Source organism: Nocardia sp. NBC_01730, assembly GCF_035920445.1.
Lineage (GTDB): Bacteria > Actinomycetota > Actinomycetes > Mycobacteriales > Mycobacteriaceae > Nocardia.
Genome location: NZ_CP109162.1, coordinates 1,445,886 through 1,463,736, shown reverse-complemented (window position 1 = coordinate 1,463,736; position 17,851 = coordinate 1,445,886). Strand labels below are relative to the sequence as shown.

18 protein-coding genes and 2 pseudogenes are annotated in these 17,851 nt (G+C 65.2%); 16 read left to right on the top strand and 4 right to left on the bottom strand.

Features of this window, described 5'->3' with window-relative positions; all coding sequences use genetic code 11:
• Window positions 1-68: 68 nt before the first annotated feature.
• Genes OHB12_RS05755 through OHB12_RS05740 form a run of 4 tightly spaced genes read right to left on the bottom strand, consistent with a single transcriptional unit; the run spans window position 69 to window position 4,241 of the window.
• The gene (locus OHB12_RS05755; protein ID WP_327116833.1) at window positions 69-836 is read right to left on the bottom strand and encodes an enoyl-CoA hydratase/isomerase family protein; all 768 of its coding nucleotides are present in this window, start codon (window positions 834-836) and stop codon (window positions 69-71) included.
• On the bottom strand, window positions 811-1,926 hold the full coding sequence (locus OHB12_RS05750) for an acyl-CoA dehydrogenase family protein (RefSeq protein ID WP_327116831.1): 1,116 nt from the start codon (window positions 1,924-1,926) through the stop codon (window positions 811-813). The genes OHB12_RS05755 and OHB12_RS05750 overlap by 26 nt, the downstream gene beginning before the upstream one ends.
• Window positions 1,913-2,818: an acyl-CoA dehydrogenase family protein gene (locus OHB12_RS05745; RefSeq protein WP_327116829.1), complete on the bottom strand. Its 906-nt coding sequence runs from the start codon at window positions 2,816-2,818 to the stop codon at window positions 1,913-1,915. Before OHB12_RS05745 ends, OHB12_RS05750 begins: the two co-directional genes overlap by 14 nt.
• The gene (locus OHB12_RS05740; protein WP_327116827.1) at window positions 2,796-4,241 is read right to left on the bottom strand and encodes a class I adenylate-forming enzyme family protein; all 1,446 of its coding nucleotides are present in this window, start codon (window positions 4,239-4,241) and stop codon (window positions 2,796-2,798) included. Before OHB12_RS05740 ends, OHB12_RS05745 begins: the two co-directional genes overlap by 23 nt.
• A 492-nt stretch (window positions 4,242-4,733) precedes the next feature.
• Here OHB12_RS05740 and OHB12_RS05735 point away from each other — a divergent pair, with 492 nt between their 5' ends.
• From OHB12_RS05735 to OHB12_RS05660, 16 genes and pseudogenes are all read left to right on the top strand, one after another.
• A complete protein-coding gene (locus tag OHB12_RS05735) occupies window positions 4,734-5,564 on the top strand; it encodes an SDR family oxidoreductase (RefSeq protein ID WP_327120922.1) in 831 nt (276 codons plus the stop codon).
• Window positions 5,565-5,626: 62 nt separating this feature from the next.
• Window positions 5,627-6,460 carry an SDR family oxidoreductase gene (locus tag OHB12_RS05730; protein WP_327116825.1) on the top strand — a complete coding sequence of 278 codons (834 nt, stop codon included), beginning with the start codon at window positions 5,627-5,629 and terminating at the stop codon, window positions 6,458-6,460.
• Window positions 6,461-6,474: 14 nt separating this feature from the next.
• Window positions 6,475-7,011, top strand: coding sequence for an alcohol dehydrogenase catalytic domain-containing protein (locus OHB12_RS05725; RefSeq protein ID WP_327116824.1), 537 nt, complete (start codon window positions 6,475-6,477; stop codon window positions 7,009-7,011).
• A 28-nt stretch (window positions 7,012-7,039) separates the two neighbouring features.
• Window positions 7,040-7,876: an SDR family NAD(P)-dependent oxidoreductase gene (locus OHB12_RS05720; RefSeq protein ID WP_327116823.1), complete on the top strand. Its 837-nt coding sequence runs from the start codon at window positions 7,040-7,042 to the stop codon at window positions 7,874-7,876.
• A 275-nt stretch (window positions 7,877-8,151) separates the two neighbouring features.
• Window positions 8,152-9,666 (top strand): nitrate- and nitrite sensing domain-containing protein, encoded by a 1,515-nt coding sequence (locus OHB12_RS05715; protein ID WP_327116821.1) that lies wholly within the window; start codon window positions 8,152-8,154, stop codon window positions 9,664-9,666.
• Complete coding sequence (locus tag OHB12_RS05710) at window positions 9,606-10,370, top strand: hypothetical protein (protein WP_327120920.1); 765 nt, start codon at window positions 9,606-9,608, stop codon at window positions 10,368-10,370. The genes OHB12_RS05715 and OHB12_RS05710 overlap by 61 nt, the downstream gene beginning before the upstream one ends.
• Window positions 10,348-10,770, top strand: coding sequence for a roadblock/LC7 domain-containing protein (locus OHB12_RS05705; RefSeq protein WP_327116819.1), 423 nt, complete (start codon window positions 10,348-10,350; stop codon window positions 10,768-10,770). The genes OHB12_RS05710 and OHB12_RS05705 overlap by 23 nt, the downstream gene beginning before the upstream one ends.
• 47 nt (window positions 10,771-10,817) lie before the next feature.
• Window positions 10,818-10,932: pseudogene (locus OHB12_RS05700) on the top strand (ATP-binding protein); the annotation flags it as partial.
• Window positions 10,933-11,199: 267 nt separating this feature from the next.
• Window positions 11,200-12,456 carry an amidohydrolase family protein gene (locus OHB12_RS05695; RefSeq protein WP_327116817.1) on the top strand — a complete coding sequence of 419 codons (1,257 nt, stop codon included), beginning with the start codon at window positions 11,200-11,202 and terminating at the stop codon, window positions 12,454-12,456.
• A gap of 63 nt (window positions 12,457-12,519) precedes the next feature.
• Window positions 12,520-12,786, top strand: a complete 267-nt coding sequence (locus tag OHB12_RS05690) for a hypothetical protein (protein ID WP_327116815.1) — start codon at window positions 12,520-12,522, stop codon at window positions 12,784-12,786.
• Between the two features lie 374 nt (window positions 12,787-13,160).
• The gene (locus OHB12_RS05685; RefSeq protein WP_327116813.1) at window positions 13,161-14,021 is read left to right on the top strand and encodes a mycofactocin-coupled SDR family oxidoreductase; all 861 of its coding nucleotides are present in this window, start codon (window positions 13,161-13,163) and stop codon (window positions 14,019-14,021) included.
• A gap of 14 nt (window positions 14,022-14,035) precedes the next feature.
• Window positions 14,036-14,227: a ferredoxin gene (locus tag OHB12_RS05680; RefSeq protein ID WP_327116811.1), complete on the top strand. Its 192-nt coding sequence runs from the start codon at window positions 14,036-14,038 to the stop codon at window positions 14,225-14,227.
• A 12-nt stretch (window positions 14,228-14,239) separates the two neighbouring features.
• Complete coding sequence (locus OHB12_RS05675; protein ID WP_327116809.1) at window positions 14,240-15,604, top strand: cytochrome P450; 1,365 nt, start codon at window positions 14,240-14,242, stop codon at window positions 15,602-15,604.
• Window positions 15,605-15,696: 92 nt separating this feature from the next.
• Complete coding sequence (locus tag OHB12_RS05670; RefSeq protein WP_327116808.1) at window positions 15,697-16,200, top strand: DoxX family protein; 504 nt, start codon at window positions 15,697-15,699, stop codon at window positions 16,198-16,200.
• A gap of 28 nt (window positions 16,201-16,228) precedes the next feature.
• Entirely contained in the window at window positions 16,229-17,041 is an 813-nt protein-coding gene (locus OHB12_RS05665) for an NAD(P)-dependent oxidoreductase (RefSeq protein ID WP_327116807.1), read from the top strand.
• Between the two features lie 47 nt (window positions 17,042-17,088).
• Window positions 17,089-17,848: pseudogene (locus OHB12_RS05660) on the top strand (NAD(P)-dependent oxidoreductase).
• Window positions 17,849-17,851: the final 3 nt, after the last annotated feature.

The window sequence follows — 17,851 nt, the reverse complement described above, 5'->3', positions numbered from 1 at the left end:
TGAGATTAGCATTATCGTCTGACGAGAATATCATTCTCATCGCGATGCATTTCGCGTGGATTGCCCGCTCACTTCTTGACTGCGGTCAGTTTGGCGATATTTCGCTGGAAGTCATCGGTCTGGAAGGACAGATCCTCGGCAGCGTTGGCGTAGTCGAGGGTGGCCAGGACGGCGCGTTCGATATGCATGTTCAGCATCCGTTTGGTCGCCTCGACCGCCTGGCGCGGCAGTTCCGCGATGCGCTTGGCGGACGCCAGCGCTTCGGCCAGCGGATCGGCCGCGACATGATTGGCCAAGCCGAGTTCACACGCACGCTGGGCAGTTATGCGCTCGCCGGTGAGCGCATATTCCTTGGCATGCAGCAGGCTCATCTGCAACGGCCAGGTGAGCGGCCCGCCGTCCGCCGCGACCAGCCCCACTCGGACATGCGGATCGGCCAGATAAGCCTCTTCCGCGATATACACCAGATCGCTCAACGCGACCAGACTGCAACCCAGTCCGACCGCAGGGCCATTGACCGCCGCCACGACCGGGATCCGGCAGCGCGCCATGCCGAGGACGATATCGCGTCCGTGAGCGATCGTTTTTGCCCGCAGCACCGGATCGTTGGCCAATTCGGCGAGATAGCTGAAATCGCCGCCCGCCGAGAAGGCCTTTCCGGCCCCGGTGAGCACCGCCGCACGCGCATCTCGGTCCGCGTTGAGCTGCGGCCACAACTCGGCCAGCCCGGAGTGCAGTGCATCATTGACCGCGTTGAGCGCGTCGGGCCGGTTCAAGGTGATGATACGGAGCACCCCGTCGGCTTGGACATCAATTTCCGCTGGCAGGTCGTACATATCTGGCTTCCAATCCGAGAATGCGCGAGGCAATGATGTTCTTCTGAATCTGGGACGTGCCACCCATGACGCTCTGTGCGCGGCTGTACAGGTAGGAACCGAGCAGCTCCGAGTCCCGCGTGCCGCCGACCGCCAAGGCGGCATGTCCGACAGATTGCTCCACCCAGGTCATCAGCAGCTTGTCCAGCGAGCCCTCGGGGCCGTGCGTGACACCGTCGAGCTGTTCGGACAGGCGTCGCCGCACATGCAACCTGAGCATCTCCGATTGCACTGCCGCCCAGGCCAACTCCTGCGGCATCGGGCCCTCGGTCCGCGCCGCCATTTGTCGCACCAGTTTTCCGTAGCGGGCGGAGTACCCGAGCGTCGACGGTTCCCGCTCGTGCCCGACCACGGTCATGGCGAGCTTCCAGCCCACCCCCGGTTCGCCGACCATCTGGCTGGCCGGCACGCGTGCCCCGTCGAAGAGCACTTGCCCGAATTCGGTGGTGACGCCGCTCATCATGCGCAGCGGTCGCTGCTCGACACCGGGCTGCTTCATGGCAATCACGAACGCCGAAATCCCCTTGTGCCGTGGCGCATTCGGTTCGGTACGAGCCAGCAGCAGACACCAGTCGGCCACATCCGAGTAGCTGGTCCAGATCTTGTGGCCGTGCACCACATAGTCGTCACCGTCCCGGACTGCCGTGGTCTTCAGGGACGCGAGATCCGAACCGGCGTCGGGTTCGCTGAAACCCTGGCACCAGCGTTCGGTTCCGTTGATCATCCCGGGCAGGAATCGCTGCTGCAGCTCCGCGCTCCCGTGCCTGCCGAGCCCTTGGAGCAGGTAGCCGAGGCTGGGGCGCGGTGGCGCACTCGCCCGCGCCAATTCCTCGTCCAGAATCACGTCGTACACCGGCGGGCGCTCATGGCCACCGAACTTCTTCGGCCATGACAGACCGAAGAAACCAGCCTGGTAGAGCGCCTGATGCCACTCCCCCTGCCGCGCCCAGTACTCATCACCGGAGGTCGGAAACTTCCCGGCCTGTCCAGCCAACCAGCCGCGTAGCTTTTCCCGGAATGCGGCTTCTTCCGGTGCGTCACGAAAGTCCAAGGTCGATCTCCTCCAGCCTCACAGGGAACAATTCGGTGGATGTCAGCGCCCGCCGCAGATAGACGTGGGCCAGGCATTCCCAGGTGTTGCCGATACCGCCGTGCACCTGGATCGCGGTCTCGCACACGGTGCGGGCCGCGCGGGCGGAGTAGACCTTCGCGATGTCGGCGGCCCGCACGGCTTCGGCCGGGGGCAACTCGTCCACCGCCCACGCGGCGTGGCGCAGGACGCTGATCGAACCCTCGATCAGCGCGAGTCCCTCGGCCAGCAGGTGCGCGACCGCCTGATACCCACCGATCGTATTCCCGTACTGTTCACGGACTTTCGCGTACTGACAGGCGAGCGCATGCGCGCCCCGAGCAGCACCGACCAGATCCGCAGTAGTGGCGACCAGCGCCAGCGCGTACCAGTGCTCGGCCTGCTCCGGCGACAGCTCACCGAGCGATGTGAGCGGACCGACCAACTCGGCGTCCAGTCTGCTCAAATCGACTGTGTCGATGGTTGTTCCGACTGCTCCGGCCATCACTGTGCGCCCGTTCAGCAGCAGAACCCGCTGGCAGCCCCTGCTGTCGATAACCCGGTCACCGACGCCGAGCGTCCAACGCTCGTTGTCCCCGTCGATCCGGCCACGCAGATCGTCGGCAAGCACCGGCCCGAGAAAGGGGACACCGACCAGCCCGCGGCCGAATTCCTCTGCGACAGAAGCTACTTCAACCCCAGAGGCACCGTCAGAACGCAGCGACCGCCAGCCCGTGATGTCGACTGCCTTCTCCAGCCGGGTGAGGCGATTGTCATCCTCGAGATCCTGAACCGAACCCGGTCCGAGTTCATCCGCCAGCTTGGCAGCCGCATCACGCAACTGCCGTTGTTCACTTGTCAGACGTACGTCCATAGCGCTCCTTCAGTACTCGGCGCAGCACCTTGCCGGATGGCAGGCGTGGAATCTCCGCTACGAATTCGACTCGATGCACCCGTTTGTAGGCGGCGAGGCGGTCGGCGACCAATGCGATCAGTTCGGTCCCGGTGACCGAACCGGTCGTGACAACAGCGGCGAGGACCGCTTCACCGTTGGCCGGATCAGGTATGCCGAATACCGCGCAGTCCCGCACGTCGGCATGTCCGTGCAGGACAGCTTCGATTTCGGCAGGCGCGATCTGAAATCCGCGCACCTTGATCATTTCCTTCGATCGGTCGGTGATCCGCAGCCAGCCGGCCGAATCGAGAGTGCCGATGTCCCCGGTGCGATACCACCCGTCGTGCAGGGCCGCTGCCGTCGACTCGGACGGCAGATACCCGGCCATCCGCGACGGCGACCGCACCTCGATCTCACCGGGTTGCCCCGGCGTGACCGGCTCGCCGGATTCCAGCGAGACCACCCGAACGTCAACGCCCGGCACCGCCCGCCCCACGCTGTCGAGCCGTCCGCCGTCGAGGGGATTGCACGCGATGACGGGCACTTCGGTGGCCCCATACGCAGGTACCCACCCGATCCCGGTTCGCCCGGTAACCAGCTCGGCCACGTGGGGCGTCACCGGCGTCGCGCCCCACATGATGTAGCGCAGCGACGACAGGTCATACGCCTCGAGGTCCGCGTGCGCCGCCATGGCCAGCGCGATCGGCGCCACGGCCAGCTCGACGGTGATGCGGTCAGCCTGTATGTGGCGCAGCATCGCGTCCAGATCGAACTTGCGGTGCAGCCGCACCCACGCACCGGTGTCCAAGGCGGTCACGACGTTGAGCAGGCCGAGGATGTGCGATGGTGGCGTGACTACCTGGATGCGGTCGGCGGCCGTCAGCTGCAATGCCGCTCGCCAGTGCGCTACCGCGGCCGCGAGCGAACCATGGGTGTGCCGGACTGCCTTGGGCAATCCTGTAGTACCAGAACTGAATACGAGCAAGGCCTCGGCATCGGGCGATGGTGCCGGATACGTCCCCAGAGCTGTCTGTATCGGATCATCGAGACTGTGCATAGGCATCAGATCGGCCAACACCGACTGATCGCCGATCGCGTGTGCCGGTTCGGTGATGGACAGCGCGTGTGTGACTTCGTCCCGTTTCCACGCCGGACTGATCAGCACGACCGCGGCACCCAACCGCCAGATGGCCTGCACCGCGATCACGAATTCCGGTCGGTTCGACAACATCAGCGCGACCCGTTGGCCTGCGGCGACGCCGCGCTCGGCCAGGATTGCCGCCAACCCGTCGGTCAGCGCGTCCAATTGCCCGCGGCTGTACTCGCGCTCCTCGAATACCAGCGCGATCGTCGCGTCCGCGTCCGTTGCCCGACCGGCGATGGTCGATGATCGCTCGCTCATGACCGCACCTCGCCGGGTGGCCGCCGCGTGCGGCCCGCCCCGCCTTGCCAGCCGCACGCCATCATCGAGAGGATCCCATCTCATACTGGAGAATTTCATTCTCCGACCGATAGAATGTTAATACCAGACCACGGCAGCCATGGCGAGACCTCCCGCCCCTACGACCACCACGTCCCTGATCACCCCTGACGACATCGAGGCAGCGTGCTCATCCCCATCCACGTCGCCGTCGTGGACGTCCTCAACTACTTCGGCACTTGCCCACGCTGCGGCTATCCCGCCGAGGCTGCGAAGACCATCACCCGATACGCAGGCGGCGAGATGGAAACGAAAGTCACTCCGAGCTGCGGCATGCTCTGCGGCTGGCAAGGACCGACGACCGTCACCATGGCGACCGAAACGGACGGCATCGGCCCACCCCCGACGGCCGCTCCCGTCGCCGCCCACCATCCACTTCAATTGCCACCGCAGCAGATAACCCCAGGGAGAAATATGTCCAGCGCACAGAGCACGCTCACCGGCCGCACCATGGTCATCTCCGGCGCCAGTCGCGGGATCGGTCTCGCCATCGCGGTCGCCGCCGCCGAAAAGGGCGCGAATATCGTCCTGCTGGCCAAGACGGCCGAGCCCCACCCGAAACTGCCGGGCACTGTGCACACCGCCGTCGCGGAGATCGAGGCCGCGGGCAGCAAAGCCGTCGCCGTCGTCGGCGATGTGCGCCGGGCGGAAGACGTGCAACGCACCGTCGATACCGCGATGGACCACTTCGGTGGCATCGACATCTGCGTGAACAACGCCAGCGCCATCGCCGTCGAACCAACCGAAGAGCTGTCGGTCAAGAAGTTCGACCTGATGCAGGAGATCAACCTGCGCGGCACCTTCCTACTCACCAAGGCCTGCCTGCCGCAATTGCGCAACTCCGCCAACCCGCACGTGCTGACCATCGCGCCCCCGCTCAACCTGAGCCGGCGCTGGCTGGGCGCACACCCGTCCTACACCCTGTCGAAGTACGGCATGGCGTTGCTGACACTGGGCTGGGCGACGGAATACGCCGAGGCCGGAATCGCGGCCAATTGCCTATGGCCGCAGACCTACATCGCGACCTCCGCGGTGTCGACCATGGCCGACGCCGACGCATTGCTCGGCAGGTCGCGCAGCCCGCGCATCATGGCCGACGCCGCCGTCGAAATCCTCTCGCGCCCAGCGGAAGACACCACCGGAAACTGCTACATCGACGCCGAGGTGCTCCTTGAATCCGGCGTGGCGGACCTCTCGGGCTACGGCGGCGGCAGCGATCCGATCGTGGACCTGTTTCTCGATTGATTGACCATGTGGGGCGCGCGCACTCATGGGCACGTCCGGTCAACCTCACAAAAGGAGCTCGAATGGACAAGGATGTCGCTGTCGTCATCGGCGTGGGAGGGATGGGTCTGGCGATCGCCAGACGGGTGGGCGGCGGCCACCGAGTGCTGCTGGCCGACTTCCACGCCACCACGCTGAACACCGCCACCGAGCAACTGCGCAGTGAGGGTCACCACGTCACCGCCCAACCGGTGGACGTATCGGATCCCGACTCCGTGATATCCCTCGCCGACGCGGCGGCCGGACTGGGACGGGTCACGCATGTCGTCCACACGGCGGGATTGTCACCCGTCCAAGCACCCCCCGAAGCGATTCTGCGCGTCGACCTCGTCGGCGTCGCGGTCGTACTGCAGGAGTTCGCCCGGATCATCGCCCCCGGGGGCGCCGGTGTGGTCATCGCCAGCATGGCCGGACACTTTCTGCCCACTTTGGCCGTAGCGGAGGAGCGGGCGTTGGCCATGACGCCCGCAAAGGAGTTGTTGGACCTACCGTTCCTGGCTCCCGACGTGGTGGACAGCTCGGCTGCGGCCTACGTGCTCGCCAAGCGAGCAAACGCGCTGCGGGTGCAAGCAGCCGCGATTTCCTGGGGCGAGCGCGGCGCACGGGTCAACTCCATCAGCCCCGGTGTCATCTCCACGCCGATGGGTCAGCAGGAACTGGCCGGCGAGAGCGGGGAACAGATGCGGGCGATGGTCGCCATGTCCGCTACCAAACGCCTAGGCACCCCGGACGACATCGCCGCCGCCGCCGCATTTCTGCTCGGCCCGCAGGCGAGCTTCGTGACCGGCACCGACCTGCTCGTGGACGGTGGTGCCGTGGCCGCGGTCCGCGCACTGATACCGGCCGACCATCACTGAACTCGGAGCTGACCATGACAGGCACGAACTCCGCCACCGAAGTGGTCCTGCCGGGTAAGGTCGCGGCCGCCGGGCTCCGGCTGGTCCGCCGGGCGCTGCCGCCGCCCGCCGCCGGTCAGGTCATGGTCCGCGTCGAATCGACTGCCGTGTCGTTTGCGGAGAGCGCGATGCGCCGTGATCGCTACTTCGGCCAGCCCGAGTTCCCGTTCGTGCCTGGTTACGACCTCGTCGGCATCGTCGAAGCCACCGGTCCGGGCGTGGATCCTGCCCTGGTCGGCCGACGGGTCGCCGCCCTGACCAAGACCGGCGCCTGGGCCACCTCGGTCCTGCTGGCGGCGGCCGAGGTGGTGGCGGAGCCGGACGGGATCACAGCCGACGAGGCGGAGACGCTGATCGTCAACGGAGTGACCGCCTACCGGATGCTGCACGGCCGGGCGAAAGTGCGGTCCGGGCAGACGGTGCTCGTGCTCGACGCCGGCGGCGGCGGCAGCAGCATCCTGGTGCAGCTCGCCAGGCAGACGGGCGCCCGGGTGATCGGCACGGCCTGCTGAACCCGGCACGGCAACGGACACCAATAGCGTGGCCACCATCGAGGGTGGCGAGGCAATCGTCCGCACCGCGCTCGACACTTACGGCCAGGTCGACATCCTCGTCAACAACGCGGGCATCCTGCGGGACAAACCGTTGCACGAGATGACCACCGAACTGCTCGATCCGGTCATCGACGTGCACCTCAAAGGCGCGTTCCACGTGACCAGGCCGACGTGGCGGGTGATGCGGGAGCGGGGTTACGGCCGGGTGATCAACACCACCTCGGCGATCGCCGTGCCCGGCACCGCAGGGAAGAGCAACTACGGCGCGGCCAAAGCGGGCCTGCTCGGGCTCACCTGTGTGCTCGCCGCCGAAGGCGCCGAGCACAACATCAAGGTCAATGCTGTTGCGCCGATCGCCGCCACCCGCATGCTCGTCTACTCCATGGGTGGGGCGGAAGAGATCGTCAGCAAGCTCGACCCGGCCTTGGTATCCCCGGTGGTGGCCTTCCTCGCCCATGCGGACTGCTCCATCACCGGCGGGACCTTCACCGTGGGCGCCGGGCAGGTCGCCCGGTTCTTTACCGGCCGGACCAGGGGTTATTACGACTCCGCGCTATCCGCTGAGGACGTGCGGGACCACATGGCCGAGATCTGCGACGAGACCGGATATACCGACACCAGCCGACACCGGCGCCGAGGTCGCCGAATTGCGCCAGGCCATCGCGACACACAGTTAGCCCATTGCCCGAAGACGGAGAAACCAAGAAACCCGACAACACCCCGTCAGTGCCGCCTCGACGACGTGGAACGTCCTTCGGCGCTCTTACACGGCAGCCGCGCCGAGCCTAGAAAGCACGCTAGACCGGGGTATTGTCAGACATAGAACATCCATCTATTATCTCGAGAGTCTAATTCTCGATCGTGAATGTTCAGCTATCCGATTGATGAAATATGATTTCCAATGACTGACTCGGGGCGTGCTGGCGCCTCCTCCGCAGCTTCCGCTCGAATCGCCGCGAGGTGGGGCATCCGGACCCGGATCGTCTTGATCGCACTTATCCCGAGCTTGACGTTGATGTCGATCGGTGGCGGCGCAGCAACGTATTTGGTGCGGGAAGGCCAGCAGGCGCAGACCTTCCCGAACTCCTCGGCAGTTCGATGGCCAACAACCAGGCAATGGTGTCCGCCGTCCAGCAGGAGCGCCTGCTGACTATTTGGCAACTCGGCGGCGCAGGCCCGGATCCGGTCGGCCTCACCACCGCACGGCGGCAGCTCGACGACGCCCTGAGCGCGCTCGGATCCAGCATCTCCGCATTGCGGAGTACCGGTGCCACCGAACTGCAGCAGCAGCTCAGTGACTTCAATGGTTTGCAAGCACAGCTGTTGCGGATCCGGGAGCAGGTGGACGCCGGCTCGATGCCGATCCCCGACGTCTATATGTTCTTCAGCGCGATGCTGTCCGGCTTCGATCGCACCGGCATCGCCCTGATCGAGAACAACGCCCCCGCCGTCGGTGTCGCCGTCGAGATGACCAATAATCTGCACACGCTGCGCGCCGTCGAGGCGATGTCGCGCAGCAGCACCCTTACCGCCGCGACCCTCAACGAATCGGCTCCGCTGCCGACGCCGCTGACCGCCGAATTGCGAAACCTCATCGGCTTCTATCACACCTACTTCGAACAGCTGGCGAGACAGCCCACTGCCGAGGGACGCCAGACCAAATCAATCGTCGAGTCTCCCGCCTGGCAACGCCTCAGCGTCACCGAAGATGCCATCACCCAGCCGGTCAAGACCAGAACCGCGACGACGCCCGCACTGCCGCTCAGCGCGCGTGAATGGCGCGACGCCGCGACCGAAGTGAGCGAGCATCTACTGGAACTATGGGGAACTCATGTCGCGCAATCGCTGGATCTTGCCGCCAAGACCGCCAGCCGGGACGCGAAAAAATCGGCAGTGGCCGGAAGCGCGGTACTCGGCCTCGCCATCGCAGCCTTCCTCGTCGCGCTGTGGCTCGCGAACCGGCTGATCGGGCGACTGTGGCGACTGCGCGTCGAAACGCTGGCACTGGCCGAGGTCGCACTGCCCGAAACCATGGCCCGCCTCGCCGCCGGAGCGAACCTGGACCCGGAAACCGAAGCAGCACAACTGGATTTCGGCAACGACGAACTCGGCTCGGTGGCCACCGCGTTCAATCGCGCTCATACCGCCGCGATCGGCGCTGCCATCACCGCGGCTCGGACCCAGACGGGTGTGCGGGCGGTATTCCTCAACATCGCCCACCGCAGTCAGCTGGTGGTGCACCGCCAGCTGGAGATCCTCGATGCGGCCGAATCGCGGCAAGAGGATCCCACGCTGTTGGACATCTTCTTCCGGCTCGATCACCTGGCCACGCGGGAGCGCCGCAACGCCGAAAAATTGATCGTGCTCGCCGGCGGCCACCCGGTCCGGCAGTGGCGGCGTCCGGTGCCACTGGTAGACGTGATCCGCAGCGCGATCGGCGAACACTCGACTACACCCGGGTACACATCGGCAGGCTGCCGCATATTCTGCTCACCGGCGACGCGGTGTCGGACCTCACCCATCTCCTCGCCGAACTGGTCGACAACGCCACGATGTTCTCGCCGCCGCAATCGCGCGTGCTCATCACCGGTAATCCGGCAGGCAAGGGAGTGATCGTGGAGATCACCGATCAAGGCGTCGGCATGACCGCCGCCGACCTCGAGTTGGCCAACCAGATGCTGCGCACGCCACCGGATTTCAGCGTCGCGTCGCTGTCGGAGAACTCGCGGCTCGGGCTTTTCGTAGTCGCTCAGTTGGGTGCCCGCCACGACATCTCGACCAAACTGTCCGACTCCGACTACGGCGGCATCCGAGCCATCGTGCTCATCCCGCTCGCGCTGGTGGCTCTCGATCCGCCGGCCGCGGATCCTGCGATGGCCGATCCGCCACCCGGCCGATTCCCGAATCTCACCGGCGGAGCCGCAGCCGACCAACTGCCCATCACCGGCGCCGCGGCTACCGTGCCGACGATCAGCCCGATGACTACCCCCCGACCCGGGCCGACGAAGCACCCGCAGCACTACGCGACGGAATCGGTACAGCCCGGCGGCTCCGATTCGAAGCCGGCACTGCCGCGTCGGCGTCGGCAAACCAGCCTCGCCCCCGAGTTGGCCCAGCAGACGGGTGCCGGAACTGAACCTGCGCCGGTCCGCCCTGGTCGGTCCGCCGAAAGCGCACGAGACCTCATGTCCGCCATCGAGATCGGGACCCAGCAAGGCCGTCTGCAGCTGTCGGACCGCAGCCCCGGCGGCACGGACCCGGCCGCCAAGTCCTCGAATGAACAGGACGGCGAAGGTGAGCTCTTCCCACGCAGGTGATCTCAGCTGGCTATTGGACGACCTCGTCGACCGCTTGGCCGGCGTACGTTATGCCGTGGTTCTTTCCACCGACGGATTGCTCCTCGGCCGGTCGACCACCATCAGCCGCGAGGACGCCGAACACTTCGCCGCGGCGTCCGCCACGCTATACGGGCTGGCCCGCAGCGCGGGCAGTCGCTTCGATGGCGGCGGGGTCCGTCAGGCCGTGATCGAGCAAGAGCGAGCGGTCCTCTTCGTCACCGCCGCGGGCACCAATGCCTGTATCGCGCTGCAGGCCGACACCAACGCGAACCTCGGCATGGTCGCCTACGAGATGAACCTGACCGTGCAACGAGTCGGCGGTCACCTGACGACCGATACGCGTGATGGCCGGTCCGGACAATCGCCCCGCCTGCCATGACCAGCTTCGGGCACGCCTTATTCGACGAAGAGGCCGGCCCACTGGATCGGTTCTGGTTTCTGTGGGACGAGCCGGCCCGTGGCGCGCTCGGCGTGGTGGTGATCGCCGACACCCGCAGGCTCCAGAACTCCTTCGCCGCCATCGACTACTTCGAACGCCACGGCCTGTCCATCGCGGTCGCGGTCAACCCTGCCCCGGGCCGCGAGGTGACCGGCTGCACCAAGCCCGGTTCCGCGACTGCGGTTGACAGCGATGACGAACACCGTCCCAGCCCCGGAAATAGGCAGACTTCTGTCGCACCCGCAGACGTTGGGTGTATCGTCGCATCAGGTGTCGAGAGTGTCATTCTCCACAATGGAGACTGACCATCTCACACAGTGGCCCGGGCCGCGCGACCACGCCTTGATCCCCATGACACTGAGGAAACCGATGAACTTCAATGACATGATCCTGGTCAGCATCGACGACCATGTCGTCGAACCGGCCGACATGTTCGACCGGCACACCCCGAAGAAATACGCTGACTACATCCCGAAACTGATCACCAATGACCAGGGCGTCGATCAGTGGGTCTACCGGGACAAGCCAGTCGGCGTGACCGGGTTGAACGCGGTGGTGGGCTGGCCGAAGGAAGAATGGGACAAGAACCCGGCCCAGTACGCGGAGATGCGCCCCGGTGTCTACGACATCCACGACCGGGTCGCCGATATGAACGCCAACGGCATCCTGTCCTCGATGTGTTTTCCGACCTTCGCCGGGTTCAGCGCCGGGCACCTGAGTCAGTTCAAGGACGAGATCACTGTCGCGGTGATTTCGGCCTATAACGACTGGCATATCGACGAGTGGTGTGCGACCTACCCCGGCCGGTTCATCCCGAACGCGATCCTCCCGCTGTGGGAGCCCGCGTTGGCTGTCGCCGAAATCAACCGGGTCGCCGCAAAGGGCTTCCGCGGTGTCACGATGCCCGAACTTCCGCACATCGACGGACTGCCCTCGTACCATGACGGCGATTACTGGGCGCCGGTCTTCACCGCACTGTCGGAGACCGGACTGGTGATGAACCTGCATATCGGACAGGGTTTCGGCGCACTCCGACTGGCCCCGGACGCACCGATCGACAACCTCATGTGCCTGGCACCGACGGTGTCCCAGCTTGCCATCCAGGATCTACTGTGGGGCCCCGCGCTGCGGACCTACCCCGGACTGAAGGTTGCCCTGTCCGAAGGCGGGATCGGCTGGATTCCGTTCTATCTCGACCGCTCCGATCGTCATTACACCAACCAGAAATGGCTCCGCCGCGACTTCGGCGGCCGACTGCCGAGTGACGTATTCCGTGAGCATGTGATCGCCTGCTACGTCACCGACAAGACTTCGCTGAAAATGCGCCACGAAATCGGCATCGATATCATCGCCTGGGAATGCGACTACCCGCACTCCGACTCACTGTTCCCCGACGCCCCGGAGTTCGTCCTCGACGAGCTCCTCGCCGCAGGTGCCGACGACGCAGACATCCACCAGATCACCTGGCAAAATGCCTGCCGAGTTCTCAACTGGGATCCTTTCACGCACGTCCCGCGCGAGGAAGCTACCGTCGCCGCCCTGCGCGAAAAGGCAAAGGATGTCGACCTCACCATCCGCCCGCGAAAGGAATGGGCCGAACGTTTCGCCGCCCAGCATGCCAGCTGATCATTCGACCACCAAAGAGGACATACTGTGCAGTTGATGGTCTTTTCCACCCCTCGCGCGGGCATGGATGAAGAATACAATAAATGGTACAACGAGGTGCACGTCCCTGACCTGCTGGAAATACCGGGAGTGAAGTCGTGCGCGCGCTACCGCGGTCGGCCACTCGGCGGCAGACCCGCACAGTTCGACTATCTCGCGGTGTACGAGATCGATGGAGACTTCGATGCGGTCTTCAAGGAAATACAAGCCCGGTCCGCTGACGGGCGACACCGGATCAGCCCAGCCCTGGACCCGGCCGCCACGAAAGTGACTGCCTGGCAACCTGTCTGACCGACCCTGCCGGGGACAGCCGCTCCAGTGCCACACCGATATCTCCGCCGACGGGAAGGTCTGGGACTTCTCACCGACGGTCGCCAAGCCGCCCGCGGATCACTGCCCTTGATCCGCGGGCGGCTCCCCCTATCCATGCCCGTGCCGGATTGCCGCGCGTCGAATGACTCACCCGCCGGAGTCGAGCTGCCGGGTCTTGCGTACAGACACTTCGCGAGAGTACCGTTCTCAAAAACTAGAATGACAATTCTCGCGGACGCGGGAGCGTGGCCACCGCACATATCGCCGGGCGGATCCGGGCCGACGAAGGCCGTAACAGCTAGATCACTCGCTCACCGTTTCCGGTTGCAAAAACACATCTGAGAGGACCACCAGTGGGACGCGTTGAGGGCAAGGTCGCCTTTATTTCCGGTGCGGCACGGGGCCAGGGCCGGTCTCATGCGGTGCGGCTGGCGTCCGAGGGCGCTGACATCATCGCAGTCGACATCTGCCAGGACATCGACTCGATCGGGTACAAGCTGGCCAGCCGAGAGGACCTCGACGAAACCGCTCGGCTCGTCGAAAAGGCGGGTAGGCGCATCATCGCCATCCAGGCGGACGTGCGCGATGCCGCGCAGATGCGCGATGCCGTGAAGCGTGGCGTCGACGAACTGGGTCGGCTCGACATCGTCGTGGCCCAGGCCGGCATCGCCGGCATGAAGGGCGAGCCCCAGTGGCAGGCCTGGACCGATGTCATCGACACCAACCTGGTCGGCGTCATCAACACGATCCACGCCGCACTGCCGTATCTGACCGACGGTGCGTCCATCATCGCCACCGGCTCGCTCGCCGCGCTGATGGATGTCAGCAAGGTGGATCAGCCGGGCAAGGATCCCGGCGGCGTGGCGTACATGGTTGCCAAGCGCGGCCTGTCGATGTTCATCCACGAACTCGCCACGCACATCGCGGTGAAGAACATCCGTGCGAATGTGGTCCATCCGACCAACTGCAATACTCCGATGTTGCAGAGCGATCCCATGTACCGCTCTTTCCGTCCGGACCTGGAGCACCCGACTCGTGCGGATGCCGAGCCCGCCTTCTATGTCCAGCAGGCCATGCCTATTCCCTTCGTCGAGCCCGAGGAGATCAGCAACGCCGTGCTGTTCCTGGCCTCCGACGAGTCTCGGTACATCACCGGTACGCAGCTGCGCATCGACGCGGGCGGCTATCTGAAGTGGCACGACTACCACATCTGAAAGGACAGAATGCCGTGAAAGTTCGAGTCGATTCCACGCGATGCCAGGGCCATACCCTGTGTGCGATGGCAGCCCCTCGGTCATTCGAGCTGAGCGAAATAGATGGTCATTCCTCGGCGGTCAGCGAGGACGTCCCTCCCGATCAGATGGACGAGGTACGAGAAGCCGTGAACTCTTGCCCTGAACGCGCCATCGCCATTTTGTGAGAGGACACCGCCATGAGCGCCCGTAACGTGGCGACCGACGAGGGACGCAAACAACCGGAATTTTCCTTCGACCGCTTCGCTCCCGAATATCGAGAGCAATTCGTCGCGACCACCATGGAAATGCACGAACAGTGTCCGATCGCCGGGTCCGACACCCATGGCGGCCACTGGGTGGCTGCAGGCAACCGCGAGGTCTTCGAACTGGCCCGGTGCCCGCATGTCTCCAACGACCATGATCCGGCAGGTCAACGGCGCGGGTACCAGGGTATTTCCATTCCGACGCCACCACGGGTGAACGGGGTTCGTGGCGGCATTCTGGAGATGGACGAACCCGAGCATCGTGAAGTCCGCTCGGTACTCAATCCGTATCTCTCGCCCGCCGCCGTCGCCCGGTGGGTGCCCTTTATCGACGAGGTGATCCGCGCCGCCATCGATGAGCGAATCGAATCTGGTTCCATCGATTTCGTCGACGAGCTGGCCAATATCGTACCCGCGGTCCTCACACTGGCCATGTTGGGCATCCCGATCAAAAAATGGGCGATCTACAACGAGCCTGCTCACGCGTCGATCTACACCAGGCCCGATTCTCCGGACTACCCCCGTGTCGCGCAGTTGCATCAGGAAATGGGCCGGGACCTGATGCTCAGCCTGTACGAGATCAAACAGCACCCCCGGCCCGGCATGATCAACGCCATCGCCAATGCCACGTTGAATGGCGAACCACTGGCCGACATCGAAATGCTCGGCATGCTCGGCCTGCTGATCGGCGGCGGTTTCGATACGACAACCGCGCTCACAGCGCACTCGCTGGAATGGCTGTCGGAAAACCAGGAAGAGCGCGAGATACTCAGCCGGGACCTGAACGAGATCCTCGATTCGGCCACCGAGGAATTCCTGCGCTTCTATTGCCCGGCACCAGGTGACGGACGCACGATCGCCGAGGATTGTCATGTCGCAGGCACCGAGTTCAAGGAAGGCGACCGGGTATGGCTGTCCTGGGCGATGGCCAACCGGGATCCGAAGACGTTCGAAGAGCCGAACCAGGTAATCCTCGATCGGCGGCGTAACCGCCACTACAGCTTCGGACTCGGGATCCATCGGTGTATCGGCTCGAATGTGGCCCGCACCGTGTTCAAACGCATGGTGCTCGCCGTACTCGATCGGATGCCGGACTATTGGTGTGATCCAGCGGGCACGGTGCACTACGACACGATCGGCGTCATCCAGGGCATGCGTCATCTACCCGCGACATTCACGCCCGGTCCGCGGCTGGGAGCCGGACTCGACGAGACGCTGACGACACTGCAGCGGATCTGCGACGAACAGGAACTCCCAGCACCCGTCGCAGCCCGTCAACACGAGGCGGAAATCGCCTGATCGGCCCGGGCGTTGCCGAACTCGATGCGCTCATCCCTAGTCCTGCAAGGCAATTCGATGGAGCCGCGAAGCGTGGCAAAGGAGTTCGATCAATGGATGTCACGGATATCGCGTCGGCGCTGATCCGACTGGTCGTTGGCGCGACGATGATCGCGCACGGGCTCAACCACTGGCGCGGTGGCGGCCGGATCGCGGGTACCGCTCGCTGGTTCAGCGGCCTCGGGCTGCGCAACGGACCACTGCAGGCATGGCTGAGCGTGATCACCGAAATCGGCGCCGGAGTGCTGCTGATCCTCGGCCTGCTGACGCCGCTGGCCTGCGCTGCGGTCATCGCGGTGATGCTCGTCGCCGGTCTGCTCGCGCACCGGCCGAACGGATTCTTCGTATTCAAGGAGGGCTACGAATACGTGCTGGTGCTGGCTGTCGTAGCGCTCGCACTGGCGTTGCTCGGGCCCGGCCGGTTGTCGATCGACCACACCGCCGATATCGAAATCGCCGGCTGGGTCGGCGGCGGCGTCGCCGTCGGTGCGGCCGTGGTGTCGACCGCAGGACTGCTCGCGGTGTTCTGGCGGCCGCAACCCCAGGCGGCCGCGTGAGAAATATGGTCGAAGTGGAGGTGCGCTGATGCGCGTCGGATTCATCGGATTGGGTAGTCAGGGCGCGCCGATCGCACAGCGGATCGTCTCAGCGGGCTACCAGACAACACTATGGGCACGGCGGCCCGCATCGCTCGAGCCGTTCGCCGATACCTCTGCGCAGATCGCAGGCTCACCGACCGAGCTGGCACAGGCCAGTGATCTGGTCTGTCTGTGTGTGGGCAACGACGACGATCTGCGGGCCGTGCTCACCGGTGAGCACGGAGTGCTGGCGGGGATGTCTGCGGGCGGTGTGATTGCCGTGCACAGCACAGTTCATCCTGATACCTGTCGTCAGCTCGCCGAGGTTGCCGCGGCACAGGGCGTTTCGCTGATCGATGCGGCGGTGAGCGGCGGGGCGCCGGCTGCGGCCGAAGGGCGCCTGCTGGTCATGGTCGGCGGCCCGGCCGGGATTCTCGAGCGTTGTCGCCCGGTGTTCGAGACCTACGCCGATCCCCTGGTGCATCTGGGCGATGTCGGCGCAGGTCAGGTTACCAAGCTGCTCAACAATCTGCTGTTCACCGCTAATCTCGCGACCGCGGCGAACACCATGGCACTCGGCGAGCAGCTCGGCGTCGACCAGACCCGGCTCGGCGAGGTGATCGCACACGGCTCAGCGAACAGTTTCGCGCTCGGTCGTATTCTCGCCGGAACGCTGGCGCGCATCGCCGAGCACGCTGGACACACGCTGCGTAAAGACATCGAATTGGTCGTCGAGCTCGCGGCGGCAAGCAAGGCCGACACCGGCATCGCACTCACCGCGGCCGATGCCACGCTGGCCCTCCTGGGCCACCCACGATGACGGCGGGGTCGATCGGTTTCATCGGGACGGGACGGATGGGCGCGCCGATGGTGCGCCGCCTCCTCGCGACCGGACATCACGTGCGTGCGCTAGGCCGCTCGGGTCAATCACGCAGAGCGGTCAAACAAATGGGCGCTGAGCCCGTCTCGTTCGCCGCCGCGGCAGGCACCGACGCGGCGGCGGTGGTCGTCTGCGTTTTCACCGACGAGCAGGTCCGTGCGGTCTGTCTCGACACTCCACTGCTCGCCACCATGCCGGTCGGGTCGGTCCTCGTGGTACACACCACCGGCAGCCCGGCCACCATCAAAGCAGTGGCAGATAAAGCCGGTGCACACGGCATCAACGTGCTGGACGCACCCGTGAGCGGCGGTCCGCACGATATCGAGGCAGGCAGATTGGCCGTGTTCGTCGGCGGCGACAAGGCCACCATGATCCGCGCCCGCCCGATGCTGCAGAGCTATGGCAGCCCGGTCCTGCACGTGGGGCCGGGTCGGTGCCGGACAGCGCGTGAAGCTGGTCAACAACGCGTTGTTCGCGGCGCAGGTCGGACTGGTCACCGAAGCCATCGGACTGGCACGACAACTCGGGATCGATGAGCAGACCCTGCTGGACACACTGCCGCACGCCAGCGCATCCTGCCGCGCATTGGCCAGCGTGGCAGCACAGGGGTCGATCTCCTCGTTCAACTCGAAGGTCGGGGAATTCCTCAGCAAGGATGTCGCCGCCGTCCGCATGGTGGCCGACCAGCTAGGCGCTGACTTGGGCGCACTCGACACCGCCATCGAAGTGGCCGCCGAAGCCTGGTGAGCG